At 55.3% G+C, this 26,999-nt stretch carries 23 protein-coding genes and 3 pseudogenes; 17 read left to right on the top strand and 9 right to left on the bottom strand.

The window, feature by feature from the left end:
* The first annotated feature begins 10 nt into the window (after positions 1-10).
* Positions 11-2,659 (top strand): aconitate hydratase, encoded by a 2,649-nt coding sequence (locus V7Q49_RS03980; protein WP_333849437.1) that lies wholly within the window; start codon positions 11-13, stop codon positions 2,657-2,659.
* Between the two features lie 14 nt (positions 2,660-2,673).
* On the top strand, positions 2,674-3,612 hold the full coding sequence (locus V7Q49_RS03985) for a LysR substrate-binding domain-containing protein (RefSeq protein ID WP_333849438.1): 939 nt from the start codon (positions 2,674-2,676) through the stop codon (positions 3,610-3,612).
* Here the strand turns inward: V7Q49_RS03985 and V7Q49_RS03990 are convergent.
* Positions 3,571-4,662 (bottom strand): lactonase family protein, encoded by a 1,092-nt coding sequence (locus V7Q49_RS03990; protein WP_333849439.1) that lies wholly within the window; start codon positions 4,660-4,662, stop codon positions 3,571-3,573. The two genes, V7Q49_RS03985 and V7Q49_RS03990, sit on opposite strands and share 42 nt — an antisense overlap.
* A 176-nt stretch (positions 4,663-4,838) precedes the next feature.
* The gene (bdcA, locus tag V7Q49_RS03995; protein ID WP_333849440.1) at positions 4,839-5,552 is read right to left on the bottom strand and encodes an SDR family oxidoreductase; all 714 of its coding nucleotides are present in this window, start codon (positions 5,550-5,552) and stop codon (positions 4,839-4,841) included.
* 73 nt (positions 5,553-5,625) lie between these two features.
* Here bdcA and V7Q49_RS04000 point away from each other — a divergent pair, with 73 nt between their 5' ends.
* The gene (locus V7Q49_RS04000; protein ID WP_333849441.1) at positions 5,626-6,219 is read left to right on the top strand and encodes a TetR/AcrR family transcriptional regulator; all 594 of its coding nucleotides are present in this window, start codon (positions 5,626-5,628) and stop codon (positions 6,217-6,219) included.
* 12 nt (positions 6,220-6,231) lie between these two features.
* On the opposite strand, the gene V7Q49_RS04005 is transcribed toward V7Q49_RS04000, so the two are convergent.
* Complete coding sequence (locus V7Q49_RS04005; protein ID WP_333849442.1) at positions 6,232-6,987, bottom strand: SDR family NAD(P)-dependent oxidoreductase; 756 nt, start codon at positions 6,985-6,987, stop codon at positions 6,232-6,234.
* Positions 6,988-7,145: 158 nt separating this feature from the next.
* On the opposite strand from V7Q49_RS04005, the gene V7Q49_RS04010 reads away from it, so the two are divergent.
* On the top strand, positions 7,146-8,024 hold the full coding sequence (locus V7Q49_RS04010; protein WP_333849443.1) for an AraC family transcriptional regulator: 879 nt from the start codon (positions 7,146-7,148) through the stop codon (positions 8,022-8,024).
* On the opposite strand, the pseudogene V7Q49_RS04015 reads toward V7Q49_RS04010, so the two are convergent.
* Positions 8,021-8,650, bottom strand: a pseudogene (locus V7Q49_RS04015) (aromatic alcohol reductase); the annotation flags it as partial. The gene V7Q49_RS04010 and the pseudogene V7Q49_RS04015 sit on opposite strands and share 4 nt — an antisense overlap.
* On the opposite strand from V7Q49_RS04015, the pseudogene V7Q49_RS04020 reads away from it, so the two are divergent.
* Positions 8,646-8,810: pseudogene (locus tag V7Q49_RS04020) on the top strand (LysR family transcriptional regulator); the annotation flags it as partial. The pseudogenes V7Q49_RS04015 and V7Q49_RS04020 sit on opposite strands and share 5 nt — an antisense overlap.
* On the opposite strand, the gene V7Q49_RS04025 reads toward V7Q49_RS04020, so the two are convergent.
* Positions 8,784-9,707, bottom strand: coding sequence for a LysR family transcriptional regulator (locus tag V7Q49_RS04025; RefSeq protein ID WP_333850486.1), 924 nt, complete (start codon positions 9,705-9,707; stop codon positions 8,784-8,786). The pseudogene V7Q49_RS04020 and the gene V7Q49_RS04025 overlap by 27 nt on opposite strands.
* Positions 9,708-9,798: 91 nt before the next feature.
* Here V7Q49_RS04025 and V7Q49_RS04030 point away from each other — a divergent pair, with 91 nt between their 5' ends.
* Together V7Q49_RS04030 and V7Q49_RS04035 are read left to right on the top strand one after the other, a co-directional pair.
* On the top strand, positions 9,799-10,653 hold the full coding sequence (locus V7Q49_RS04030; protein WP_333849445.1) for an MBL fold metallo-hydrolase: 855 nt from the start codon (positions 9,799-9,801) through the stop codon (positions 10,651-10,653).
* Positions 10,646-11,557, top strand: coding sequence for an NmrA/HSCARG family protein (locus V7Q49_RS04035; protein ID WP_333849446.1), 912 nt, complete (start codon positions 10,646-10,648; stop codon positions 11,555-11,557). Before V7Q49_RS04030 ends, V7Q49_RS04035 begins: the two co-directional genes overlap by 8 nt.
* A gap of 42 nt (positions 11,558-11,599) precedes the next feature.
* Here the strand turns inward: V7Q49_RS04035 and V7Q49_RS04040 are convergent, their stop codons facing one another.
* Positions 11,600-12,505, bottom strand: a complete 906-nt coding sequence (locus V7Q49_RS04040) for an SDR family oxidoreductase (RefSeq protein WP_333849447.1) — start codon at positions 12,503-12,505, stop codon at positions 11,600-11,602.
* A 100-nt stretch (positions 12,506-12,605) separates the two neighbouring features.
* On the opposite strand from V7Q49_RS04040, the gene V7Q49_RS04045 reads away from it, so the two are divergent.
* The 3 genes from V7Q49_RS04045 to V7Q49_RS04055 all read left to right on the top strand — a co-directional run bounded on the left by V7Q49_RS04045 (position 12,606) and on the right by V7Q49_RS04055 (position 14,950).
* On the top strand, positions 12,606-13,442 hold the full coding sequence (locus tag V7Q49_RS04045; RefSeq protein WP_333849448.1) for a helix-turn-helix transcriptional regulator: 837 nt from the start codon (positions 12,606-12,608) through the stop codon (positions 13,440-13,442).
* Between the two features lie 239 nt (positions 13,443-13,681).
* Positions 13,682-14,149, top strand: a complete 468-nt coding sequence (locus tag V7Q49_RS04050) for a hypothetical protein (protein ID WP_333849449.1) — start codon at positions 13,682-13,684, stop codon at positions 14,147-14,149.
* Between the two features lie 282 nt (positions 14,150-14,431).
* Entirely contained in the window at positions 14,432-14,950 is a 519-nt protein-coding gene (locus tag V7Q49_RS04055; protein WP_333849450.1) for a CbrC family protein, read from the top strand.
* A 966-nt stretch (positions 14,951-15,916) separates the two neighbouring features.
* Here V7Q49_RS04055 and V7Q49_RS04060 read toward each other — a convergent pair.
* Positions 15,917-16,876 (bottom strand): AraC family transcriptional regulator, encoded by a 960-nt coding sequence (locus V7Q49_RS04060; protein ID WP_333849451.1) that lies wholly within the window; start codon positions 16,874-16,876, stop codon positions 15,917-15,919.
* 98 nt (positions 16,877-16,974) lie between these two features.
* Between V7Q49_RS04060 and V7Q49_RS04065 the strand changes: the two genes are divergently transcribed.
* The 3 genes from V7Q49_RS04065 to V7Q49_RS04075 all read left to right on the top strand — a co-directional run bounded on the left by V7Q49_RS04065 (position 16,975) and on the right by V7Q49_RS04075 (position 18,993).
* Positions 16,975-17,721, top strand: a complete 747-nt coding sequence (locus V7Q49_RS04065) for an SDR family oxidoreductase (protein ID WP_333849452.1) — start codon at positions 16,975-16,977, stop codon at positions 17,719-17,721.
* Positions 17,722-17,814: 93 nt separating this feature from the next.
* Entirely contained in the window at positions 17,815-18,501 is a 687-nt protein-coding gene (locus V7Q49_RS04070; protein ID WP_333849453.1) for a LolA family protein, read from the top strand.
* A gap of 15 nt (positions 18,502-18,516) precedes the next feature.
* Entirely contained in the window at positions 18,517-18,993 is a 477-nt protein-coding gene (locus V7Q49_RS04075; protein WP_333849454.1) for an SRPBCC family protein, read from the top strand.
* Between the two features lie 31 nt (positions 18,994-19,024).
* Here V7Q49_RS04075 and V7Q49_RS04080 read toward each other — a convergent pair whose 3' ends face one another.
* Both V7Q49_RS04080 and V7Q49_RS04085 read right to left on the bottom strand, forming a co-directional pair.
* On the bottom strand, positions 19,025-19,402 hold the full coding sequence (locus tag V7Q49_RS04080) for a RidA family protein (RefSeq protein WP_333849455.1): 378 nt from the start codon (positions 19,400-19,402) through the stop codon (positions 19,025-19,027).
* 37 nt (positions 19,403-19,439) lie between these two features.
* Positions 19,440-20,021: pseudogene (locus tag V7Q49_RS04085) on the bottom strand (tyrosine-type recombinase/integrase).
* 138 nt (positions 20,022-20,159) lie between these two features.
* On the opposite strand from V7Q49_RS04085, the gene V7Q49_RS04090 reads away from it, so the two are divergent.
* From V7Q49_RS04090 to pgaA, 4 genes are all read left to right on the top strand, one after another.
* On the top strand, positions 20,160-21,023 hold the full coding sequence (locus tag V7Q49_RS04090; protein ID WP_333849456.1) for a hypothetical protein: 864 nt from the start codon (positions 20,160-20,162) through the stop codon (positions 21,021-21,023).
* Between the two features lie 970 nt (positions 21,024-21,993).
* Complete coding sequence (locus V7Q49_RS04095; protein WP_333849457.1) at positions 21,994-22,740, top strand: Slam-dependent surface lipoprotein; 747 nt, start codon at positions 21,994-21,996, stop codon at positions 22,738-22,740.
* A 37-nt stretch (positions 22,741-22,777) separates the two neighbouring features.
* Positions 22,778-24,208 (top strand): porin family protein, encoded by a 1,431-nt coding sequence (locus V7Q49_RS04100; RefSeq protein ID WP_333849458.1) that lies wholly within the window; start codon positions 22,778-22,780, stop codon positions 24,206-24,208.
* 386 nt (positions 24,209-24,594) lie between these two features.
* Complete coding sequence (gene pgaA, locus V7Q49_RS04105) at positions 24,595-26,997, top strand: poly-beta-1,6 N-acetyl-D-glucosamine export porin PgaA (protein WP_333849459.1); 2,403 nt, start codon at positions 24,595-24,597, stop codon at positions 26,995-26,997.
* Positions 26,998-26,999 lie beyond the last annotated feature (2 nt).

Consider the following 26,999-nt stretch of genomic DNA (forward strand, 5'->3'; position numbering starts at 1 on the left):
GGAAGGCCCTATGACATCACCCCTGGCTCTCAAACGTTCAGACCTGATGATTGATCATCAGCGCTATCATTTTGTCGATCTCACCCAGCTGCTGCCCCTGGCGCAGCTGGAGACAATCCCTTTCAGCCTGCGCGTGCTGCTGGAAAACGTCGCGCTGCGCTCCCCGGAGGCCCTGCCACAGTTTTTGCAGATGCTGGCCGGGGCGGCGGACAACGGCGAGGTTGAGTTCTATCCCGATCGGCTGATGTTCCACGACACCACCTGCCTGCCGGCGCTGGCGGATTTCGCGGCGATGCGCGATCTCACGACCGAGCTGGGCGGCGACGCCACGGCGATCAACCCGCGCATTCCCGCGGTACTGACCATCGATCACTCGGTGATTGTCGAAAGCTATGCCTCCGCCTCGGCGCTGGAAGAGAACCTGCAATGTGATTTTCGCCGCAACGCGGAGCGCTACCGCTTTATCCGCTGGGCTGAAAAGAGTCTGGACAATTTCCGCGTCATCCCGCCGGGCACCGGGATCATCCATCTGATGAACCTTGAAGCCATTGCCGAGGTGGTGACGGTAGATACCACCGCGCCCGTGCCGCTCCTGCATGCGGACTGCATGATCGCTACCGACAGCCATACCCCGATGATCAACGCCCTCGGCATTCTGGGGTGGGGCGTGGGCGGGCTTGAAGGGCAGGCCGCGCTGGTGGGGGAGCCCGTCACCCTGCGCTTCCCCGAGGTGATCGGCATTTCGGTCACAGGCGCGCTGTCACCGGACGTCAGCGACAGCGATCTGGCCCTGCATATCACCCGCTTGCTGCGCGAAACTGGCGTTGTAGGTAAATTTGTCGAGTTTACCGGGCCGGCGTTAGCCAGCATGTCCGTCGAATCCCGGGCCACCATCGCCAACATGGCCCCGGAATACGGCGCGACGGTGGTGTTCTTTCCCTTTGACGAACGCAGCGCGGAATACGTGGCCTTAACCGGACGTAGCGAAGAGAAGCAGGCTCTCATCAGCACCTATATGCAGGCGCAGCACCTGTGGCGGACGGCGGATGCACCGCAGCCTGAATTCAGCCAGCTGATTGCGCTCGACCTGTCGACCATTGAGCCGTGCATGGCCGGGCCTGTTAATCCCCATCAACAGATCCCGCTGGGTCAGGCGGGCAGCAGCTTTGTCGATACGCTCAGTCCGCAAGTGCGGGATCGCCACTGGGATCGGCCTGAATACCCGGAGCCGATCCGCCAGGGGGCGGTGGCCATCGCCGCCATCACCAGCTGTACGACCACGGCGAATCCCTGGCTTGTCATTCAGGCAGCGCTCTTTGCCCGCAATGCCGCCAGACACGGTCTGAGGCCAAAGCCGTGGGTCAAAACCTCGTTCTCGCCGGGCTCCCGGGCGGTCACTGACTACCTCAGCGCGTCGGGGTTGCTGAGTGAACTGGAAAAGGTGGGCTTTGACGTCACCGGCTACGGGTGCATGACCTGCATTGGCAGCTCGGGGGCGCTGCAACCGGCCATGGAGACGCTGGTGAGCGACGGGCTGCAGGCGGTGTGCGTCCTGTCCGGCAACCGTAACTTTCCCCGCCGCGTGAACCCCTCGCTCGGACACGGCTATCTCACCTCTCCGGCGCTGGTGATTGCCTGGGCGATTGCCGGGCATATCTCTCATGACATGGTGAACGACCCGCTGGGCGTTGATGAGGCAGGTCGACCGCTCACTATGCGCGATTTAATGCCGTCGCGGGAGGAGGTGGAAATGTGGCTTGGGCGGATCATGAAACCGGAGCACTACGTCAAACGCCGGGACATTATCTGGCAGGGGACCCCGCACTGGCAGCAGATTGCGGCCCACGGCAGCGTGCATTATCCCTGGGAGGCTGCCTCCACCTATCTGCGCCGTCCGGGGTATCTTGAACGCCTCCCCCGGGATCCCGCCGCGCCGCTGACCCTCTCTGGCGCGCACCCCTTCCTGTGGTTAGGGGATGACGTTACCACCGACCATATCTCTCCGGCCGGGGCGATCCCGCTTGAGAGTCTGGCGGGGCAATGGCTGGTTGAGCATCATGAAGATCCGCAGGACCTGAACCTCTACTCCACGCGGCGCAGTAACCACGAAGTCATGGTTCGCGGCGCGTTCACTCATACCGCGCTGGTTAACCGCCTGCTGCCGCAGGCGCAGCGCAGCGGCGGCGGCAAGGCCTGGGATGTGCAGCATCAGCAGATCCTCCCGGCGTATGACGCGGCGCAAAGCTGGCTCCAGTGTGAAACCCCGCTGGTCATCTTTGCCGGTGAGCGTTATGGCGCAGGCTCCAGCCGGGACTGGGCCGCCAAAGCGCAGGCGCTGCTGGGGGTTAAGGCGGTGGTGGCGCACAGTTTTGAACGTATCCACCGCACCAACCTGATCGGGATGGGGATTTTGCCGTTACATATCACGCCTGACGAGGCGGCGCGTTTACCGGAGATGGACGGACGCGAGGAGATTGACGTTGACGGGCTGGAACATTTACAGCCGGGCTGCACGCCACTAAGGATGCGTATCCGGCGCGGCACAGAACGGCTGGGCGAATTCAGGCTGACGCTGACCCTCGATTCGCAGCAGGAGCTGCGCTATCTCCGGCACGGCGGCATTCTGCCTTATGTCATTCAGCAAACACTGCAACACTAATCACGGATAAAACGATGCGCTTTGATCTGGTCTCTTTATCTCTCTTCGTGGCGGTCGCGGAGACGCAAAACCTTACCCATGCGGCCCGCAGGAAGCACACGGCGGTATCTGCGGTCAGCAAACGTATCGCCGAGCTGGAACAGCAGGTGGGCACCCAGCTGATGCTGCGTATGCCGAGGGGCATCACCCTGACCCCGGCGGGTCATTCTCTGCTCTATCATGCCCGTCAGGTGTTCCGCAATCTGGAGAAGATGGAGGAGGAGCTGAGTGATTATGCCGCCGGTATCCGCGGGCATATCCGTATTTACACCATCTCTGCGGCGCTGATGAATCATCTCCCGCGGGTGGTGAGCGACTATCTGTCGCTCTATCCGCAGACCGATATTGAGATCGAAGAGCACACAGGGATGAGCGTGGTTCAGGGGTTACTGGCAGGCGAGGCCGACGTCGGCTTCTTCTCCAGCTGGACGCCCGCGGCAGGGATCGCATTCTGGCCCTGGCAGCACGATCTGCTGTCGGTGCTGGTGTGGCCCGATCACCCCCTGGCCGCGCGCAGCGAGTTAACCTTTGCCGATATCGTGAATGAGAAACTGATCGGCTCGCACCGCAACAGCGCCGTGAGCCATATCCTTGAGCGGCAGGCGCGCGCCCTGGGAAAAACCCTCAACGTGGGGCTGCGCGTCAGCAGCTTTGTCTCGATGGCCGAGCTGGTGGCGCAGCAGCTGGGGATTGCCGTGCTGCCGGTGAATGAAGTGGCGTCCTCAACGCTGCACAGCGGCGTCAGGGTCATTCCGCTGGCGGAGCCCTGGGCGAAACGGGAGCTGCTTGTCGGCGTCCGGGACTACGGGCAGGCCTCTCCTTCCGTGAAAACGCTTATCGGCAGCCTGCTCCCGGCAGAGCAGGCGGCGGGATCAGACAAAACAGAGGCAGGTTGGGCTGGGAGAGGAAACTGAAATCGCTGTTGCTGACAGCATCCCGGTTTCCCCGTCCACATCGAACACCTGGATGGTGTCGGAATCTTCATTGGCGCTGAAGAAGCGTGAGCCATCGGGCGACAGGGTGGTGAAGCGGGGCGTTTTCCCGCCGCAGGGCACCCATCCCGTGAGCGTCAGCGAGCCATCCTGCTGATGGATGCTGAATACGGCGATAGAGTCGTGGCCCCGATTGGCGGCATAAACAAAACGCCCGGACGGATGCACCTCTATTTCACTGGCATCGCTCCGGCTGGCGTAGCCCGCAGGCAGCGCGCTGAGGGTTTGCTGGAGTGAGAGCGCACCTTTTTCCCGGTCGAGATGATACACCGTGACGGTGCTGCTCAGCTCGCTAATGCCATATACCCACCTGCCGTTGGGGTGAAAATCGACGTGACGTGGCCAGCTGCCTTCCGGGAGCCGCACCTCATCGGCCAGGCATGAGCGGGTCTGCTCCCAGTGATAAAGACGGATCATATCGATGCCGCTGCCAGCCTTTCGGCCCTGAACCGGCACGGCAAACAGCGCACTTTCCGGGGCAAAAACGATTTCATGCGGGCGCGACAGGGTCGCATGCGCGGCAGTATGGCCTTCGATGGCGGCAAGATGCACTGGCGGCTCCAGACCCCGATCGCTTATGGGCAGGGCGGCAATGTTGCCCCCTTCGTGGTTGGCGATCAGCAGGGTGTTGCCGTCGGGGGTTAGCGAGGCCGCGACCGGATTGTTTCTGCGGGCGGGATCCAGATCCGGGTTGCTGTGGCGCGGGCCGGTGGTTTGATCCTGCCAGAAACTCAACAGGCCGGTGTCAGGATCGCGGTTAAACACCGCCACGCGGTCGCCATCGCCATGCAGCACGTACAGCCGGTTACGCGGCAGATCGAGCGTCAGCCAGGAGGGGTTATCCTGCACGGAGGCAACGCATTGCAGCAGTTCCCAATGACCCGAATCCGCAATCCGGTACAGGCTGATCCCCTTTCCACGCGCGCCGCGCCATGCCGAGGTCCGGCAGCCAACATAAGCATAGGTTGTCATGATGACCCTGCCTTTAATGTTAATGAGTGGTTGAACATAGCAAATCGGATCGCCGGGTGAGCCGATTTTTTTTGGCAGGGCTTAAGTTTCCGCGCTGATTCGGCACGTCAGGTTTCGCGGGGCGTCACAACCATAGCCTGTGCGCCCCGCCACAACTCACTCTTTACGGCTGACAACTATGCGCCAAACGCGCCGTCGATGGTGTGCATCGCCCCGGTCACGAAAGAGGCTTCCGGACCCGCCAGCCAGGCGACCATGCCCGCCACCTCTTCCGGACGCCCGTGCCGTTTGATGGCCATAAAGCTGTGCATCAGCTCTTTCATCGGACCGCTTTCCGGATTCGCATCGGTGTCGATAGGGCCAGGCTGGACGACGTTCACCGTAATACCGCGTGGACCGAAGTCACGCGCCAGGCCGCGCGCCAGCCCCTGAAGGGCAGATTTGCTCACCGCATAGGAGGCCATTCCCGGGACGGGCATGCGATCGCCATTCACGGAACCGATGATAATAATCCGTCCGCCGTCCGGCATCTGCCGGGCAGCCTCGACCGCAGCATGGTAAGGCGCGTGGATATTGATACGGAACAGACGATCGACGGCGTCACTATCCAGCTCCAGCGCATCACCGAAGAGCGCGATGCCCGCGTTGACGACCAGAACATCCAGCGGCCCGCTGTCACGCACCCGTTTTATCACCGCCTCCCGGTCGGCGCTGTCGGTCTGCACCGCGACACTGCCGGTTTCAGCGGAGAGCTGCGCGGCGGCGTCGGGCGATCCGGCGTAGCTAAACACCACCGACGCGCCATCGGCAGCAAAGCGCCGGACGATAGCCGCGCCAATCCCACGACTCCCGCCTAAAACCAGTACTGATTTCTTCTGTAATGCAGCCATAATCTGTTCCTCATGATATTGTAGTGAGGATTACAATATTCGTCGGCAGCATATGCCGTCAAGGAGTAATGTAGTGGTTACTACAAAAATAGGCCGTACCCCAGGACGCCCTCGTCGGTTTGATGCTGAGCAGGCCGTTGAAACGGCACAATATCTCTTTCATTCGCGCGGGTATGACGCGGTCAGTATTGCGGACCTGACAAAGGCGTTTGGCATCAATCCGCCCAGCTTTTATGCGGCCTTTGGCAGTAAATTCGGGCTCTATACCCGCGTCCTTGAGCGCTATAGCCACACCGGCGCGATCCCCTTTACGGCGCTTTTGCGTCACGATCGTCCGGTCGTTGACTGTTTGATGGACGTGCTGAACGAGGCGGCAAGACGCTATATTGCCGATCCGACGGCGGCCGGGTGTCTGGTGCTGGAAGGCACCCACTGCCACGATCCCGAGGCACGCGAGGCGGCGTGCGGTTTGCATACCGCGGCTGAAAATAGCATTCGGGCCTATATCGCCGAACAGCACCCCGAGGACGCCGTTCGGCTGACGGACTTTATCAGTACGCTGATGTCTGGCCTCTCCGCGAAAGCACGGGCGGGGGATAGCCTGGCGCGTCTTCAGGAAACCGTGCGGCTGGCGGGACTGGCATTAGTGCAACTGCTTCCACGCTGACCCCAGATCCTGTCAGATGGTCTGGCCGCCCGACACCTCGATACGCTGGGCGGTCACCCACCGGTTGTCGTACCGCAGCAGGCTGGCGACCATCGGCCCGATGTCATCGGGAACGCCGACGCGCCCGAGCGCGGTCATGGCGGCGAACTGAGCGTTAACATCGGCGTTATCGCGCACCAGCCCGCCGCCAAAATCGGTCTCAATGGCACCAGGTGCAACGGTATTGACGGTAATACCGCGCCCGCCCAGCTCCCGGGCCATGTAAACGCCCAGCATTTCCACGGCTGCTTTGGCGGCGGCATAGGCCGAAAATCCAGGGTAAGAGACCCGGGTTAACCCGGACGAAAAGTTGACGATCCGCCCGTCGTCGGCCAGCAGCGGTAAAAGCGTCTGTACCAGGAAGAACACGCCTTTGACATGGACGCTGAACAGCCCGTCGAACTGCGCTTCGGTCGTATCGGCCAGGGTGGCAAATTCACCGTGACCGGCGTTGTTAATCAGGTGGTCGAAGGTGTCGCGCCCCCAGACTTTGGCCAGTTGCGCGCGCAGCGTTTCGGCAAATGCCGGGAAGCTCGCCGTCTGCGCCATATCCAGCTGGAGGGCAACAGCCTTGCGGCCAAGGGTGCGGATCTCCGCCACCACCGCTTCAGCCTGATCGGTATTTCCTCGATAAGCGACGATGACATCGCCTCCCTGGTGTGCAATGGCGAGGGCAGTATTACGGCCGAGGCCACGGTTGGCTCCGGTGACAAGTGCGATTTTACTCATGAGAGTTCCTTACTATTGGGTGGTGTCCCTACAATAAGAGAAGCCCACCCGCCCGCATTGCCCGATCCTTGTTATTTTTTGCTCATTCCTCTTTTTGGGGTACGTTTTGTCGCCCGTTATTGCATACTATCGCGTAAAAACTTGCCTGAAAGGATCCTATGCATACTGCACTGTTTGAGCTTTGTCGCCGTTATGCGGACACCCATGCCGATCGTCACGGTGTGGCCGTAACGCCGGTGCCGGGGTTAACGATTATCCGGGCGTTGCATCCCGGCGACCTGCAGGCGGCCATCAACCGACCGCTGATTGCGATGCTGTTGCAGGGACGCAAGTGCGTTACCACCGGTGCTGAACGTTTTGAATATGGGCCGGGTGAGGCGATGGTGATTGCTGCGGATGTGCCGACGACCAGCCAGATCACCCAAGCCAGTCTTCGGCATCCCTATTATGCCCTGGTGCTTGAGCTGGATGTTGCTATCCTGCGCGAGTTGCAGAGCGCGGCCCCGGCAGAGCAGGAGGACGGACTTTACGTCGGTATTGAGCCGATGAATGCTGAGGTGACGGATGCGGCTTACCGACTGACAAGACTGGTCGAACACCCGCAGGTGCTGGCCGTACTGGGGGAGGGATTACGCCGGGAATTGCACTACTGGCTGCTGCACAGCGTGCATGGGGCGGCTATCCGTGCGTTGGGTGCGGCGGACAGCTATTCAGAACGCATTAGCCGCGCGGTTGCCGTGTTGCGTAAGGATTTTTCCCGCACGCTTAGCGTTGAAGAGCTGGCCGGCGTGGCGGGGATGAGCGTGTCCGTGTTCCACCAGCATTTCCGGGCGATCACCACCACCTCGCCGTTACAGTTTCAGAAACAGCTGCGCCTGATCCACGCCCGCCGACTGATGCTGGCGGAGGGGACAAGCATCGCCCAGGTGGCCTGGACGGTAGGCTATGCCAGCGTGTCGCAGTTCACCCGGGAATATGCCCGGATGTACGGCGTGCCGCCAGGGCGTGACCGGCGGATAGCCAGGGAGGGTGCTTAAACGACAGTGTTAAGCCAGGACGCAATATCCTGCGTGGGCAGATTATTTTGCGCGTTCCAGGTGTCGCGCATCGGCCACCACATGCCGTCGCCCCGGGCGAAGGCGGCGCGATAGCGAAGCATCACGTCATCCGGATTAGCACGCAGCTCATCCAGTAGCGCGGACAGGGTCAATACGTCTTTCGCAAAGGTCTGTCCGGTGACGCGTTCCACCGTCTCCGCCAGTTTCCCGTAGGAGGTGGTTTCTCCCGCGACAAAGACCACCTCGTTGATAATACGCGGCTGCTGCAAATAAATTGCCGTGGTCAGTCTGCCAATATCCGCCGGAGACGTGACCGTGACCTGGGTTTCCCATCCTCCGAGCGCATGAAGGGTGTTTTGCGCCAAATTCACCACATCAAATGCCGGTTCGAAGAGAAAAGAGGTAAACATACCGGTTGAAACGATCACCCACTCCGTATCGCTCTGTTCCCGCAGCAGGGTTCTGACATCATACTGTTCGTCCCAGACCGGCTGGCCGCTTCCCTTGCCGACCACGTCGTAATTGACGCCAAACTGCCAGGGAAAATAGCGCTTCACGCCCGCTTCCAGCACCGCGCGGGTCATTTTTATCTGCGTCCCTGCGCCCTGGCTGCAAAGCGGCGCGCTCATCTCCTGCATGGATAACGTCTCGTATGATCTGCCCCTGTCGCTGGTCTATCCGCAAAACAGGTATTTACCGCCTGCGGTACGCGCGTTTTATGACTGGAGCCGCGCGGTACTAAACGCGCAGCATGACAGTTTTTAACTGCGCCATCAGCCAGTTCAGCGCGGGATCCTGTACCCGGCGCTTGTGGCGCAAAATGCACAGCGTAAACGTGGGATAACTCACCGGCGTCGCGCTGGAGCGTAAGTCAAAGTGCTGTTGCCAGCGGCGGGCCAGCCCGTCTGGAACCGTGGCGAAAACCGGCAGGGTAGTTAGCAGCAGCGGAAAGGTCGAAAAATTGGCGGTGACATAGCGCACGCGCCGTTGTAATCCCTGGCTGGCAAGTTGGCGGCCAATTTCACTGTCGTTTGATTCGCGATACGCCACCATGACGTGCTCCCGGGCGATAAAATCGTTGAGCGCTAACGGTCCATCACAGGGGATCTGCTCCGCCGACCAGAGCGTGGTCACCCCCATCGTCATGACGGGTTCGCTCAGGATCTCCCCCGTACTCTGCTTATTCAGCGAAACGGCAATATCAATGACATCCTCTTCCAACAACCGGCGAACCTGAAAGGGATCGGCAGGGACAATATGCAGTGCCACGCCGGGGGCTTGTTGAGCGATGGCGGGCAACAGATCCGGCATCAACCAGTGCTCGCTCCAGTCGCTCAGCCCCACTCGAAAGGTGTGCTTTGCGGTTGCGGGAGAGAAGTCCTGGGCACCAAACATTACGGTATGCAGGTTTTCCATCAGCGGCTGCATATGCACCATCAGCGCGTCGGCGCGCGGGGTCGGCAGCATCCCTTTAGCCCCGCGCACGAACAGCGGATCGTTGAACATCTCCCGCAGCCTTTTCAATGCCCCGCTAATGGCCGGTTGCCCAAGATGCAACACCTCTGCGGTGCGGGTGACGCTGGCTTCCCGGTATAACACCAGAAACACCGTCAACAGATTCAAATCTATCCGGCTAAAATCATTTTCAATGATTTTCTTCATCATAATAATCAATTTGAATGTTATTCCAGCCAGAAGGATAGTGAACATCACCCTGATAAATCAACCATGCGCAGAATGCGCGGAGGACGTAATGCAACATTACCGAACCGGCGACACGGATATTTTTAAAGTGATGGAGCGGGAAATAGAAATACCAGCAGCGGATTTATATCCAGGCGATTTTCGGCCCGAGGACGCCGACGAGATCCGCCAGATCGTTCCGCTGTCGATACACAGCTGGGTCATTCGTACCCCCGACGATATTATTGTGATTGATACCGGCACCGGCAATGGCCGCGATCGCGGTGATAATCCGTTCTACCATCAGTTGCACACGCGCTATCTGGAGAATTTTCTGGCCTCCGGTATTAAGCCGGAAGAGGTGACCCTGGTATTACTGACCCATCTGCACACTGACCATGTCGGCTGGAATACACGGTGGCATGAAAACCGCTGGGTGCCGATGTTTCCCAACGCCCGTTATATTTGCTCTGAGAAAGAGCTTATTCGGGTAAAAACCACCGATCGTTACCGGAGCTTATGGCTAGACAGCCTGTTGCCGATTATTGACGCGGGTCTGCTGGACACCATTAATGTCGCTGCGCAGCCGGTATTTGGCGGCAGAATTAAATATACCCCGACGCCCGGGCACAGCCCCGACCATGCCTCGCTGATCCTCTCCGCTGGCGGTGAATATGCCTTTTTTGCCGGGGATATTGCCCATTCACCGTTGCAGTTCAGCCACCCGGAATGGAACTCGGTGTTTTGCGGCGATCGTCACCAGGCCGAGCAATCGCGGCGGCGGGCAATGGCGTGGTGTGCGGAACATCACGCCCTGTGGTGTAGCGCCCATTTCTCCGGCCCCTCCTGCGGCTGGCTGAATATCGTTGAACAGGGGAACTATCGCTGGACTGAGGCGAGCACGGGAGTACGCAATCATGAGTAACGCGAATCTGATTCTGGTGTTTGGCGCGACGGGTCAGCAGGGCGGCTCGGTGGCGAATGCACTGCTGAATAACGGCTGGTTGGTGCGCGTGATGGTGCGCAATCCCTCCTCTCCGGCGTCACTCGCGCTGAAGGCGGCCGGGGCTGAGCTGGTGGCCGGGACCTTCGATGATATTGATGTCATGAGGAGGTCGATGGTCGGGGCATACGGCGTCTTCAGCGTTCAGCCCAGCTCGCCCGGCGGGACGGTGACCGACAACGATGAGGTGCGCTATGGCAAAACGGTCGCCAGTCTTGCCGCCGAGTGCGGCGTCCAGCACCTGGTCTACTCTTCAGGCAGCGCGGTGGGTGATAAGCCAACGGGCGTGGCGCACTTTGACACTAAGGCGGAAATCGAACGGCATATTCGCACTTTGCCCCTCCCTGCCACTATCGTGCGGCCCGCTGCGTTTATGGAGCTGCTGGTGATGCCCGGATTCGGGCTTGATGAGGGACACTTTCACTTCTTCATGCCGCCCGGAGGCTCCATGCAGGTTGTCGCCGTGGAAGACATCGGCAAAATTGTGGCCGCCATCTTTGCCCAGCCGGAGCGGTTCCAGGGCAAAACCTTTGATATCGCCAGCGATGTTGTCACTGGCGTGCGGATACAGGAACTTTTCACCGCGGCGGCGGGACGGCTCATTCCCTATGCGCGTTTTTCCGACGACGAACTGGCCGCCAGCCCATTCCTGCAAAAGCTCACCGCGCTGGTGGATGACGGTCGGCTGGCCGGGAACGCCGATCTGGCGGCGATGCGAGAGATGAACCCGCACCTGCAAACCTTTGAATCCTGGCTGGCCGGGAGCGGACGGGCTGCTTTCCAGCGGGCACTGGCAACCTCTGCCGACTGGGCCTATAACCAGTAGCGCTTACGCCCGGCACCACAACGGTAGTGCCGGGCAGGATGGCTAGCGGGACGATTCCAGCTGCGCGTAATCCATGTGCTCTAAATCCTCCAGCAGGCCGGGGCCGGTGGGATGCCAGCCCAGCTGTTGCCGCGTCCAGGCGGAGGAGGCGCGCAGGTTCAGACCAGCAAAAATGGCGAACCAGCCAAAATGCGCTTCTGCCTCTGACGGCGGGAGCGCTATCAGCGGCAGACTGAGCTTACGGGCCACGATTTCCGCGATCTGCCTGAGGGGAACCCCTTCTTCGGCAACGGCATGGTAGCGCTTGCCGCGTTCGCCATCCTCCAGCACCCGCCGGTACAGCGCGGCGACATCGCTGACGTGCGCCGCCGACCAGCGGTTATCGCCCTCACCGATGCAGGCCACGACGCCTTTCTCAATGGCGTGCTGAATGTACAAGGTGATGAGGCCCTGACGCCGGGTGTCATGCACCTGCGGCAGACGCACGACCTGGACATTCACCCCTTCCGCGAACAGCGCATTGCCCTCGATTTCGGTTGCCACCCGGGGATTATGGTTCCCGGCTTTAAACTGATGTTCCTGCGCAATGGCCATAGCACCGTCATCGCCGATGCCGGTTCCTGAGGTGATGATCAACGGGCGATCGCTGCCTTTTAGCGCCTGGCCCAGGGCGTGGATAACCCGCCGGTCCTTTTCGCAATTCTCGACAAAACGGTGAAAGTCATGATCAAAAGCCGTATGGATCACCGCATCAGCACGCTCTGCGCCTGCGGCTAAGGTATCGGGATCGTCCAGCGTCCCGCGATGGACGTCGGCACCGGCACGGTTCAGCGCCTGGGCGCTGCTCTCCGAGCGGGCGAGGCCGGTGACCTGATGCCCGGCCGCCAGCAGTTCAGTGAGGATCCGGGAGCCAATAAAGCCACTTGCACCGGTCAGAAAAACTCGCATAACACACCTCCAGATTAGGGTTCCGGAACAGAGTAGCGCTATAGTCAGACCAGAAAAGTAGAGACATTATCAGGGTATAAACCTTAACAGGATAACGGCGATGCAAACGGCAATGCAGTCACTGGGCGATTTCCTGCGGGCGCGGCGTTTGCGCCTCGATCCCGCCACGTTTGGCTTTATGGCGGGCAGACGGCGCACGCCCGGATTGCGTCGTGAAGAGGTGGCTCAGCTCGCCAGTATCAGCCCGGCCTGGTACACCTGGCTTGAACAGGGGCGCGGTGGCGCGCCGTCGCGGGAGGTGCTTAACCGTATCGCCAGCGGGCTGCGCCTGACCTCACCGGAACGCGAGCACCTGTTTATTCTGGCGTTCGGCCATCCACCCGAGACGCAGTTCACCGTGTCTGCCGCTATCACGCCGCGTTTGCAGCGGGTTCTGGATGCCTTTAGCATTCCGGCGATCGTCAAAACCATCACCTGGGATGTCATTGCCTGGAATCGCGCCGCCGCCTGCGTGTTAACCGATTATTCGCGGTTGCCCGCGCCGGAGCGTAACGTTCTGCGCCGGTTGTTCACCGATCCGCAAGTTCGCCGCGCGCAGGATGACTGGCAGGCGATAGCCCGGCTAGTGGTGAATGCGTTTCGTGCTGACGTGGCGCGAGCGGGAGCATCGCCGGAGACCGACAGCCTTATTACTGAGCTGTCCCGCCAGAGTCCTGAATTCGATGCCTGGTGGCGCAGCAACGATGTTGCCAGTCACGGCGAGGGGGTGAAACGTATTTATCACCCCCAGGCCGGGGCGATCGATCTGGAGTTTTCGACCTTTGCGGTCGAGGGGCGGCCAGACCTGTCTATGCTGGTGTTTAACCCGGCCACAGAGGAGAGCCGACAAAAAATTGAGGCTCAGGTTGTACTGACCGGTAAAAAATACGGAGATTAAGGCGGCCGGTACGCCAATCAACGTGCGAGAGTTTGTGCCTGCTGCAAGACTGAGCTAATAACGTGAGAAGAAGGTAAAAGGCCGGAATGTCCGCTTTGTGGCAGAGGGGCACTAAATAATCGCCAGTGGCATTGCTGATAATCATCTTAAGTCCCGATGGCAGCCTTAGAGGTTGTGCCCTAATGTTAATGAACGTTAAAGTTGCTCAAAATTATTATGGCAATATCAGGAAGTAACTTATGGCACGTCGACGTGAACTAAAAGGTATAGCGAATGCTATTAGCGGGAGTTTTGTAAGCAGAAACAACGACTTTAATGGTTACTGGTCAATAGGCCAGATTAAATCGTTCGCTCTGGATAACGGCCTTACCTCAGTGATTCTTCCTCTCACCCTTCCTATTACCAACCCCGTAGACAATCTGCAAAGCTACACGGTTAACCGCTATGCTAAAATGCTCAAAAGCCTATTAATTAAACAGAAATTACCTGGCATTTGGGTAAGAAATGCAGTCATTAAGGTCGACTTTAACGCTAATGCGAAACATGCAAAATTCTACGAATACACCACCTCAGGCGAACCTTTCCAATGCACCTGTAAGATAACTGATGATATTGACCGAGACTACTCATCCATAATGTATGGACGTTGCTTGCCGCATTCTGCTGTTCGGGAGTTAAAATCGACTCGAAATTCACCATTAATTTAACTTCCGCTTCTCGCTCAGAGCATACGTTGGCCCACAACATAGCTCGCTTTGTGTGGGAGCGGATATTTATTTACCATAACTGTCTAAAGTAAATCGTTGAGTTTGCTTATCCGCTTCAGAAAACAGTCATTTTGAATAAGCGGATGCATCCAATAAAGCTGTGTAATCGACATCCCTATAGCAGCCATCTGAGAGGCTTTGACGACACCTACGTGTTCGTAGGAATAACGCTTTACCTGTGTTATTGTGTTAATAAGTGAGTTAGTAAATTAAGGTTGATATATGCCCCGATTTAATTACATGAGCGACAACTACTTGCCGACAGTATTTGCCGATGAGTCATTTACTTGTGATTGCTGTAAAAAAATTAGCAATGTTAAATATATCGGCCCCCAATATTCCCCTGCGGATAATGATGCCATGCTGTGCCAGGATTGCATTCACACTGGCGAGGCTGTTAAATCCGGCTTAGTCGATTTTTTTAATGAAATAGATCCTGAATGTGTCGATTGTGCCGTGTCGAGTGAAATTTCGTGCCGCACACCGGGCATCTTTACCTGGCAAGATCAGGAATGGGCCACGCATTGTAATGATGCTTGTGAATTTCATGGGGATGCTACGGCTCAGGATATAATCGAAGCAGATGAAAAAACTATCCAAATCTGGATGGAAAGATACGACCAAAGCCGGAATGACTGGGATACCTTCATGAGCGGGTATCAACCCGGAGGAGAACAGGTGCTTTATAAATTCTCGTGTAAACACTGCAGCGCTATCGTTCTTAATTGGGATTTCTCATAGTTCCTGAGAACAAAGAGAGTTGAATGGCCACGAAGCCGATATGCACGTTTGAATTCTTTGATAACGGGTAACATCCGCTTCTCGCTCATAGCAGACCTTGCAACGCTTCAGACGGTCTACTTTGTGCCAGAAGCAGACGTTAATTATCGTGAGTTTTGCTGGATTAAGATAATTGGTAAGCGTACCTCCGTAATCTCTTATGTTTACATTTAATTACAAATGTTCTCTATTCGCACACATTTCGTATATGCAATAGTCAGACAGCACATTTTGCCAAAACAATGTAAGAGGGATTTTATGTCAGGAATTAGAGAGTTAAGCCTTAATCAGATAGCCATAGTAAGTAGTGGTGAAGGGCATGGTACTGAGGTAAATCACGATCGGCAGGAAGCTCGTTGAAAAGGTAGTACTTCTTATGGCGGACAGGCTAATGGTTTTCAACCTAATTATGCCGCTGGTGCTGTTTCTTCTCTTGCCGGCATGGTTGCAGGTTGTAAGCCTGATTCCAGGGCTGCGTCGAAAAATGGCTCTCCATTTCGTTGATTTATCATAGGTCTGTAAACTATGAACTTCAGTAAGTATCTTAACATTGTGTTAGCTTCCATTTTCTCGGTTTTTGTTACTTACTATTCAGTCATTCTACTTAATTTCAATGCCCCATCAACTGGGGCTGAAAAAGCAGCTTATGTTTTTACAATATTTAGTGTTATTTATACTTGTGGGAAGTTAGTTCCATTAACTATGGGTAAACTAATCTCTGCTTCAGAGAGACTAATAAAGTTTATAGTCAAAAATTAAGCGGTCAGAGCACACACCCCTTTTATGATAAATTAGAGGGGGGGTTATTTTCAAAAAATATGCACCTCCACTCACTTGGGTTAGCAGCAACTTAACCGAATTTTTAAGGAGTCTGTGACCAGCCTCCGTTGATTATCACACGGAAATGCTATAAATGCCCTTCGCGATTCAGTTGCGAACTCGCGCTTCTCGCTCACAGGGGACCTGTACCCCGGCATGACGAACCTGCCCGCTGTTTGTTACCGCCGCGCGATGCTGCGCGTATTTCCCGGGCGGAACACCGACATAGCGGGTAAAGGCCACGCTGAAGGCGCTGGCTGAGCCATAACCAATCCGCTCAGCGACCTGCGCGACCGTGACGCCGTTCTGGCAAAGCTGCTGTATCGCGAGCGTCATGCGCCAGGAGAGGAGGGTGACGCCGGTCAACGCCGTAAAGCGCTCAAACAGCGTCGAGCGCGATAACGCGCAGCTGCTGGCCAGCGCGTTCACCGTCCACCGCCGGGCAGGATCCTGATGTATCAGCCGTATGGCCTGGCCGATCCGCGGATCGGCCAGGCCACGCACCAGTCCGGGCGTGGCGAGCGAAGTGGCAGACCGGATAGCCTCGATAAACAGCAGCTCAATGATGCGCGCCAGAACGAACGCTTTTCCGGAACGCTGCGCCTGGGCTTCTTCTTTCAGCATTCCGACAAGCAGCGAAAGACGCTGTTCATCACGCACAAAAACACATTCCGGCAGCAGGGAAACCAGCAGGCCCGCATCGGGCGATTCAGACATACAGTGGCCGACGAGGGCCAGCATTTCAGGGGCCGCGTGCGTATCGCCAAGCCTGAAATGCCTCTCTGCTATTTCGACGGGCGTGGTGTTTACGTCAGAGGACGCAGGAGGAACGAGGCTCGTCAAGGCAAAGTGATAGGCCGCGGGTATCAGAACGAAATCACCGGCGTGAAGCGTGAGGGGATCATGTCCTGCAAGCTCAAGACAACACGCCCCTTCAAGTACCGCGCAGTAAAATGACAGCCCCTCGTCTGAACGACGGATCCGCCAGCTGCCCGCGCCCGTTACCGTTTTTGTCAGCACCGCTTTCAGTTTTAACATGGCGATGGCTTCGGCTAACGGGTCGCTCATATCCGGACTCCTGCTAATGAATGACGGATTTTTGAATATAGTCCGTCCGGCGAGGGGTGTCTATTATTTGCTCAGGTCAACCACACGCAGGAGTGAATATGAAAACGGTTATGATTACGGGCTGTTCATCCGGTTTTGGTCTCGAAACCGCACGTTACTTTCTTGAGCAGGGCTGGAAAGTGATTGCCACCATGCGCACCCCGCAGAAGGGGCTCCTCCCGCAAAGCGATCGTCTGCGCCTTTTAGCGCTCGACGTTACCTCTCAGCAGAGCATTGACCGGGCTGTCTCAGACGCGGGTGATATCGATGTTCTGGTCAACAATGCTGGCGTCGGCATGTTAAACGCGCTTGAAGGGGTCTCCCCGGAGGCGGTGAGGGAGGTTTTTGCAACCAACACCCTTGGCACCATCGCCATGACCCAGGCCTTCCTCCCGCAGTTCAGACAACGGCGTTCAGGCGCGATCGTGAATGTCACTTCTGCCGTCACGCTCAAACCGCTGCCGCTGCTGGCGGTTTATACCGCCAGTAAGGCGGCGGTCAATGCGTTCACGGAATCGCTGGCGCTTGAGCTTGCGCCCTTTACTATCCGCGTGGGCCTGGTTCTGCCCGGACGCTCGCCCGCAACCCGTTTCGGCGAAAATGCGCAACGCGTCATGGGGGAGATCCCTGAGGAATATGCCGCGTTTAGCCAGCGAATCTTTCACGGCATGCAGGATGAACGTGCGAAGGTGACCCGTCCCGAGGAGGTGGCTCAAGCCATCTGGCAGATGGCAACCGACCCGGCTACGCCGCTCCGTTTGCCAGCCGGAGAGGATGCGCGGGAGATGGCAGGGAGCCGCTTTTAACGACCTGTCCGGCACATTCAACGGTTATCCGACATACTGATCCTATTCCCGATCGTGTTATTGCAGGAGACCATCATCGGCGGCGTCCTCTCTGTGGCAGTAATACTGACAACATTGCTGCTCGTCAGCCTTCATGAGTCTGCGCACGCCGCGGACAGGATGGTGGTGGCCGCCGCTTTTTTGCAGGGCGCTACCCCCTCCGATCCTGTTGCGCGCGCCCTGCAACGTTTTGCCCAACTCCAGTCTTATCAGGTGACGGTGCGCTCCGTCTCCTCGCAGGATGAAACCAAAGTCATCCGCTATCGCTACCGTAAACCGGGCTATGTGCGGATGGATTTCTCCACGCCGCACGCCGGGGCGGTGCTTATTTATAATCCGGCCAATGGCAAGGTGAAGCTGTGGCCCTTTGGCGTGGGGACCTTTCCGGTGCTGAACCTGTCGCCCGCGGATCCACTGATAATGGATGAAAATGGTCATCGGGTGGATCAATCCGACATGGGCGTGCTGCTGAATAACCTCCGTCGTTTGCAGCAGGGGGGCACCACCGCTCTTGCCGGTGAAGAGACGGTCGCCGGGAAACCGACCCTACATCTGTCGGTGGTTGGCCCGGCAGGTAAGACCGTGGATGCGGTTCATCGCTATGAGGTTTGGTTCGATAAACAATCCGGATTGCCCGGCAAAGTGGTCAGCTATGGACTGGGGGGAAAATTGCTGGAAACCGTGCTGATGGAGGACATGACGATCAACGTGCCTTTCCCTGCTGATATTTTCGCACCCTGACGGGAGACCTGCGCTATGGCTGACTTCCAGTTTTCTACCGTCTGGCGGGTTGAGGCTTCGGTTCAGGAGGTCTGGGAGATCCTGTCCCATCCGGATTTATGGCCTGAATGGTGGGGAAGCCTGGAGCAGATCCTCGAAATAAAAAAAGGCGATGTTCGCGGGATTGGCGCTCTGCATCGATACACCTGGAAGGGCGCGCTCCCGTATCGCATCACCTTTGATATTCATGTTTTAACCATTCAACCTTTATACCTGCTGGAAGGGGAGGCCCGCGGCGAGGTGACAGGGCGGGGCGTGTGGACTTTGACTGACCGTGGGCGGGAGACCATCGTCCGCTATGACTGGGATATCTGCACCAATACCCGCTGGATGAACCTGCTTGCGCCGCTGGCAGGCCCGGTTTTTCGCTGGAACCACCACCGGGTAATGCGCGACGGCGCCACAGGGTTAGCCCGGAAATTAGGTGCGCGTGTTGAGGTGTATGGCGGGTAAAAGAGCAGGGCTCTCAGCAAAGAGTTATGAATTAAAGTCCGAGTATCGCTTCAATTTCAATTGAGAGATCCGGTGAGAAGAGGCGGCTGACCTCCACGAGCGAACTCGCTGGCAAGCAATCGCCGTAATTTCGGTACAACACTTTTCGTAGCGCGTCGATCTCCGCAAAAGAGGTGATGAATAGAGTCACTTTAATCAGGGCGGAAAAATCCGTGCCTTCTGCGCTGGCGATTTTCCTGAGTTGGTTGAAGATCTCTTCAGCCTGCTCGGTAATACCCTGGTGTTGAGCTGCAGTGCCAAAGGCAGTAAGTCCTGAAATGTAGAGCGTGTTGCCATGCTTTACGGAATGGACGTAAGGTGCCTTTACTTCACCTAATTCAGGATAATTCTTTCTAATCACATTACTCATGTCGCAGCCTTTTTAGAGTGAATAAACCACTACCTTATCATCCATTTGTTAATTCGACTTCAATACCCAGATAAAGGACTGTGCTTTCCAGTTTCTTATGGCCCAACAGAAGTTGGATCACCCGGAGATTCTTGGTTTTCTTGTAGATCAGGTAAGGTTTTGTTCTTCTCATGGAATGTGTGCTGTAAAGCGAATCTTCAAGACCAAGCTTTTCTACCCACCCATGAAAGATTCGGTTGTATTGCCGAGTTGAAATGTGCTGGTTAGTTCCGACTCAAGACCGAAACAAGAAGTCTTTACTGTGCAAATTGCCAGGCTTTATCAATGCAGTAATAGCTTCTCTTGTCCCTTTGGTTATCTCAAATTGCACAGGGGTACCGGTTTTTTATTGCAATACCGTTGCTCTGCTTGAAAGAGAGCCACCATATGCAACATCAGTTACTTTGAGTTTGACCAGCTCACAGCCTCGTAGCTTACTGTCAAGGGCCATACTGAACAGAGCTAAATCGCGCGTTTTACCTTCCAGTTCAAGTCGGATTCGGATACCCCAGATATGAGATATCTGAAGTGGTCTTTTTTGGCCTATGATACGGTCTTTGTTCCACGGTGACGTGTTCATACTCAAATCTCCCACATTGCAGGAGATTTGAGTATGGTTGTCCCTTATGAGCGAAGAGCTGAAGCTATCATCAAGCTTAAAGAAAGCTATTGCAGAACAGACTGATAGGTTATTATTGATGCATGTAAGGTTAAATAAATGAATATTCCTATGCTTTATTTTACAACCGGTCCAGCTACAGTTGTCGATCCATCCTATATCGAGTATATGAACCAACCGCCAGGAATGATGGAGGGTGTAAAAGTAATTCGCATTAGCGAAGATCATCGTTTATTTTTACAGGGTGAGTTTGGTGGTTTCCGAATATACTCTCTAGTTACCCATTCAAGGGCTGAGGTTATTCCGAGTTCTATACGCAAAATTTCTTCGACCCATTTCGTATCCACCGTTAAATTTGAGTTCACGCCGGGTTCAGTTACGGAGCACAAAATTGTCTTTCGGTCTCCGATTCCATTTGCGGATGTACGCGCGACAAGTTACGGTATTTTTCCAGACAGCTTTGAGTTTAGAGGCTCCGGCCCTGGTACTGAGAGCTTTCCATGCAACCTGTCCTTTCTTTTAATTTACGCGGAAAACTGTCCGTCAATTCCATTGCGCATTGAATACATTGGAATCGCCAAATCGGCGAAACGTGAAGCTCAAGACCGTCTTGGTGAGGGTCACGAGAAACTACAGAAGTTACTGGCGGAACAAAACCGACGACCAAGCAAGCAGACTACCTCTATTGTTCTGTATCGCCCATCCCCTCTCGAACCGCCAATCCTGCCTTTCTCTGATATTATCGAAACAATTGAAGCAACTATGATTCAATACTTTAAGCCGCACCCCTTAAATGTAGAACGCCTCAATTTTCCACATGATTCCCCAGCATTATCCAACAAAATAAAAGGAATTGGAGCTTGCAATGTCATTACAAAAGTTAGCGCGCCAAAGGGAACAAAACTGTTCTCTAATTCTGTCAGTCTCGCGGAAACACACATTATTAAGGTTTCGCTTGAGTAGTATCCGCCAACAATCCACACTTACAGGTACCTCAAATGTTCCCGAGTGTCTTTTTTTCGAAGGCTTGTTCGGTAGCGCTACCCTGATCAACAAGAATAAAACTATGTGAATCAGGAAAATGTTGTGGCACCGAAAACTGACTTGCTCCCCGACATTATTTATGTCTTCATCAGCAACATGAGGCTAGACTAGTGCAACACTCACTCATTTCGTGAGTGTTAACACTTTGAACCAAACCATCATATTTATTCCAGCTCCCTACTAATTAACATTGTTCGATTACCTCAATGTCCGCTCCTGGCACAAAGCGGACCATTACTGAATCCAGATTTAATCCGGATGCGTATCGTCTGCTTTATCCTGAGTCGTAACTTATCTCTTTAGCGGTATATCCAGTCCTTTTGGTGCCTGAATATCGCATTGAGTATCGTTATGCATATTCTGATGCAGAGCGGTAATGCTATCGCGGCCTTCCGCCAGCGCCAACACTTTACTACACGCACCCTCTCGCTCGCCACGCGCCATCTTCCGCAATTAGCCTGGCGCACAGTGCTGTACGGTTCACGCGATCTCCCGCAGAGAGAATTTCACGGATAAGCTGACGCATACGTCATTCCTCCTATATAGGGTTTAAAATGCGTTCAGCGTCGTTCCGTTAAAGAAATCCTTAATGTTGAAAAAAATGTAAAGATCTAAGTGACACTATTTGTCATAAGCAGGAAAGAGGGGATGAATAAGGGCACATAATAGAAAGCGCGTAAAAAACGCTAATGAATCGCCTTAAGTTAAATTAACGCCGATTAACAGATGCATAGGCGCAACGTCATGTAAGTGCTTGTTAAGATTAATCTTAGAATTAACGGGGATAATAACTATTCATTAGAGATGCTGAATGTTTTGACGTAAATTTATTCGTAAAAATTATGTTACAAATCCTACGAATTTATTCACAACCAAGGACGTTTAGCGTATGGGGATCTTAAAACCTGGTTTATTACTGACTGCTTTTGTGCTGACTGCATGTGGCGGTGGTGGTGGTGGTGGTGGCGGCGGCGGTGGCGACAGCACGCCCCCGGTAACCACTGCGCCTGTGCAAACGGATAACGGCAATACGGGCACCACACCGGAAACCCCTGCCACGGCACCGGTTAGCCTGACCACCGGCGGTACCCTTTCTGGTTGGACCTATACCACCCCTGAGGGCCGTGAATATGTTATGCGCGGCACCGGGATCTCTGCGGGCCTGGTGCAAACCCAGCGGCTCACCCGTGATGACCATTCCCCGGTCTCCTCAACGTCATGGTGCTGTGGCCGTATGAGTTACACCACGTTCGGTACCTGGACACAATTTGAAAAAGGTCAGCATGACGTCTTCTACACCGGGGATGCCACGCTCGCGGCTAACGTGCCAACCCAGGGAACTGCGACCTATGTGGGTCACGGTATGCGTGAAAATAACCTGAGTGATGCTCGCTTTAACATTGATTTCGCTGCGAAAACCATCAACGGCACCATTGCCGGAAATGATACCTTTGGTAGCGAAGTTGCGATGCAGGGCAACATTGCCAACGGTGGTTTCACCGGTAATGCGCAATCCGACGGGCAGGCGGGGACGTTCACCGGACATTTCAATGGTCCCACGGCTGAAGAGTTAGGCGGTCTGGCGCAGTTTGCAGACACAACTAAAAACGCATCCTTTGGCGCGACACGTCAATAAATCGTTTTCCGGTCAGCCTGGCTGACCGGACCTTCAGATGGTAAGCCTTTCTATGAATATTTTGCGTACTGGCGCACTGAGTTTGCTGTGCCCGCTCAGCGTTGCGTTTGCTGCGCCGCCGGAAACCGACTCGATTCCTGCTGCTCCCCATTTTGAACGACTGACCACGCCGGACAAGCGCACCGACACTGGCGAAAAGACGCTGCATGTTACCAATGCTCAACTGGCGGAACAGCCAGAGCTGGCGATGGCGCTGCTCGATCAGGCCATTCGTGAAGAGAAGTGGCCGATGGTTCAGGCCATTTTACCTGTCTATGCGGCGTCACCTAATCCGGATTCCACCCTGATTCATTTTGCAAAAGCCGGTCTGGCGCGTAGCCAGGGGCATTATGCAGAGGCGATTGAACACTATCGCGCGATTCTGGCCAGGCATCCTGACTTTGCTGCGGTGCGTCTGGATTTAGCGCGTGCCATGTTTGAAAATCGTCAGTTTGACGCGGCTGATTATCAATTTCGTCGTGTATTACAAAGCAATCCGCCTGAGAATATTCAGCAGGTCATTGCACAATATCTTGAGCGCATTCAGAAAGGCAGCGCATTAACCGGTTCATTCAGCGTGAGTTATCTGAATGACAGCAATGTAAATAATGCTTCATCGGGTAAAACCATTCGGGTTGGCGATCGTCTGTTTATTCGTAATAAGGATAGTTTCCCTCAGCGCGGTGAAGGTTTCTGGTTCAATGGCGCATTACAAAAAGATGTTCAACTCTACGATCAGCATGGCTTGCGATTTCTGGGTACGGTAAACGGTAAGAGTTACTGGAATAATCATGATTTTGATGATATTACCACCCGTGCATATGCTGGATATCAGTGGCGTAATTTCCGGCAACAATTTGCCCTGTTGCCTTTTTATGAAAAAAGATGGTATGGCACCGAGGCATATTCTTCTGGTCCTGGCGTCCGCGCTGAATACAGTTATTTACTTACGCCCACCTGGCAGGTGAGTCAGGCGCTGGAATATCAGAAACTGGATTATGATGATGAAGATTATCGATTTTTGCGCGGGCAAAATCGTTACTCTTCCACAACCTTGTCCCATGCCTTCAGTAACCGGGTATCAGGATTTGCCGGCTTCGATCTGCTCGATCAGCAGACCTTCACTCGCAGTGAATCTAACCATCGGGTAGGTTTGCGCAGCGGGGTGCAGGTTGAGATGCCCTGGCAACTCTCTTTTGCCGCCACCACGGCCATTGCCAGACGCAATTACCAGGCCGACAGTGATATCTTCTCGACGCGACGCAAAGATAACGAACAGATCTATAACCTCTCGCTCTGGCATCGAGACCTCTATTTCTTTGGGGTGATGCCGAAACTGAATTTCACCTATAAGCGGGTCGATAGCAATATCGATTTCTATGATTATCGACAGAGGAATGTCACGCTTTCTCTGGATAAGAATTTTTAACGGACGCTTACCAGGGCATTTTACTGAGTAGGCAAAAAAGTCTGATACGAAAGCATGAAATTAACATGAAAAGCACGCTCCGGCGTGTTTTTCGTATTGTGTGAATTTGTAAAAAATAAACGTTGCTGCTAACTTTTTGAGTGGCGTTCAGGTGTGATTTTAAAAGAAGTAGTCCTTAACCGGATAATGATAAATACGAAAAAAGCATGACATTTTAAATTTGGCTGTGCTTTTTTGTTTCTTGTTTATTTATTAAGTTTTTGTCATCTTTTAGTCATGAGTAAATGAAAAGCTCACGTTAAAACAGAGATAAAGGGATAGCTATGTTCAGAATTTCCTGCTCCTTTTGCGTTATTAAACCATTGCGTTCAGGAAAATACTTATTAATGGTGAGCATGTTGTTCCCGACATGGGTATACGCCCAGGCGTCTACCTACGACGAACTTATTATTCAGGCACGGGATGGCGACCGCCAGCCTTTATTGCAATACCTTGCCGTTCGGGAAAAGCAGACCCAGTTAACGGCGGGAGAGATTGCTGACTGGCTTCAGGTTTCCTCATGGGCCAATAATGACGTTGAGACGCTGGCGGTATGGGATCGTTATCGCCAACGTATGGCCATCCCTGCCAGAGGGCAAGTCGCTGCCGCCCGCGCGCTGCGTAACCAAAAGAAGTGGGATGCCTCGCTGGCCGTCTGGGAAACCGTTCTGCAAAGTGAGCCCAGCAATAGCGACGCCCGAACCGGCTGGATAATGACGCTCGCAGATGCCCATCGTAACGAGCAGGCCATCACCGAAGCCCAGCGCTGGTTAGACGAGGAGCCGGGGCCAGAGAGAGAGGCACTGCTGGCGTATGTTTATCATGCTCAGGGTAAAAACTGGGATTCAGTACTGGCGGCCAGCCAAATCGATACCGATTCAGACCGCAACAAAAACGTGGTGCCCACGCTGCTGGCTGCCATGTCTGCCAACCGCATTGCCGGCCCCGCGCTGACCCTTTCAGAGCGCTACCCGCAGCCTGATGCCATTACACGTCAACTTGAACTGGATGCGGCGGCGCAAACCGTCCGCGCTGCGTTCACGCCCACCCGCAATGAAGATGAACGATTTCTGGTGGCAGATAAAGCACTGGCTCGCTATGACGCGCTGATTGCCGAGTGGAAACAACATCCCGAGGCGCAAGGTGATGTGCGACGCGCCAGAATTGACCGGCTGGGGGCGCTGGTTATCCGCAAACACATGGATGAAGCGATCGCCGAATTTGAATCGCTCGAGGCGAGCGGAACGCCTGTTCCTGACTACGCCAGAAGATGGGTCGCTTCTGCATATCTTGCGCAGAAGCAGCCGGACAAAGCCGAGTCGCTGCTTGAAAGCATCTATTTTCCGCGTGGCACGACCCTGGCATCAAAGCCGCTGACCATGGACGATCAACAGGAACTGCTGCATGCCCGTCTCGATAACAACCATTTCGACGAGGCGAAAGAACAACTGGATGCATACAGCAAAGAGACTCCTTACCTGATCCGGGTCTATGGTTCTCCCACGCCGCAGCCCAATGACAACTGGCTGCTGGCCAGAACCTTACAAACCGAATATCTGGTGACCATCGATAATTTGCCTGCAGCCGAGAAGCATGCGGAGCGGTTGGCGCGTACAGGATCGGGTAACCAGGCACTGCGTATTGCCTATGCGTCAGTGCTGCTGGCGAGAGGATTACCTCGTGCCGCAGAGCGCGAACTTAAGCTTGCCGAAGTCATTGAACCCAGCAACCTGGAGCTGGAAAGGCAACAAGCATGGACGGCCATGGAGCTACAGGAGTGGCAGCAGGCCGACGAACTGGCGAAGGATGTGGTTGTCCGCAGCCCGGATGACGCCGCCACGTTGCAGCTTGAACGACTGATGGCGGTGCATAACAAAGCTGAACTGCGGATAGCCGGATCTCAGGGCATCGCCTCCGACAGTCCGATCAGTGGTAAACATGATTTTACCCTCAACACTGCGCTTTATAGCCCACCTATAAACCAAAACTGGCGACTGTTTACCGGCTACAACTTTGCCCGTGGCGAGTTTGAAGAGGGGAAGGGAATAAGCCGCGACCTGCTGGCGGGCGCGGAATGGACGTCAAGGGATAGCTGGGCCGAAATGGAGGTCTCCGGGCGCAACGATGGCAGCGATCAGAAAATCGGCGGACGCCTCTCTGGCTGGTACGATTTCAGCGACAGCTGGCGGGTCGGGGGCTCGGCGGAGCGGTTATCCCGTAACACGCCCCTGCGTGCCCTGCGCAATGGGGTAAACGCCAACGGTGGCGATCTGTGGGTACGCTGGTATCAGAACGAACGACGCGAATATCAACTTTCGCTTTCCGGCGCCCATTTCACCGACGGCAACGATCGACTGGAATACGGCATCAGCGGTAAAGAACGCCTCTGGACGCTGCCACTTTTCACTCTGGATTTTATCCCTGGCATCAGCGGTAGCTATAACAGCAAAGAAAATGTGCCTTATTACAACCCCGAACGTGATGTTTCGGCGGTTGCAGGGCTGCGCGCCGAACATGTGCTCTACCGCCATTACGACACGGTCTGGAAGCAGCAGTTTGAGGCCGGGGCGGGCGGTTACTGGCAAAAAGGGCACAGCGCGGGGCCCATCAATCAGTTTGGTTACGGGCAACGTATTCAATGGAATAACGTAGTGGATGCCGGGGTGAAACTGACCTGGGATAAGCGTCCTTACGATGGGAAGCGGGAGCGCAATATTGCCCTCGCATTTGAACTGAATGTCAGGTTTTAAGG

Origin of the sequence: Leclercia sp. (assembly GCF_036780805.1) — a bacterium.
Taxonomy (GTDB): Bacteria; Pseudomonadota; Gammaproteobacteria; order Enterobacterales; family Enterobacteriaceae; genus Enterobacter.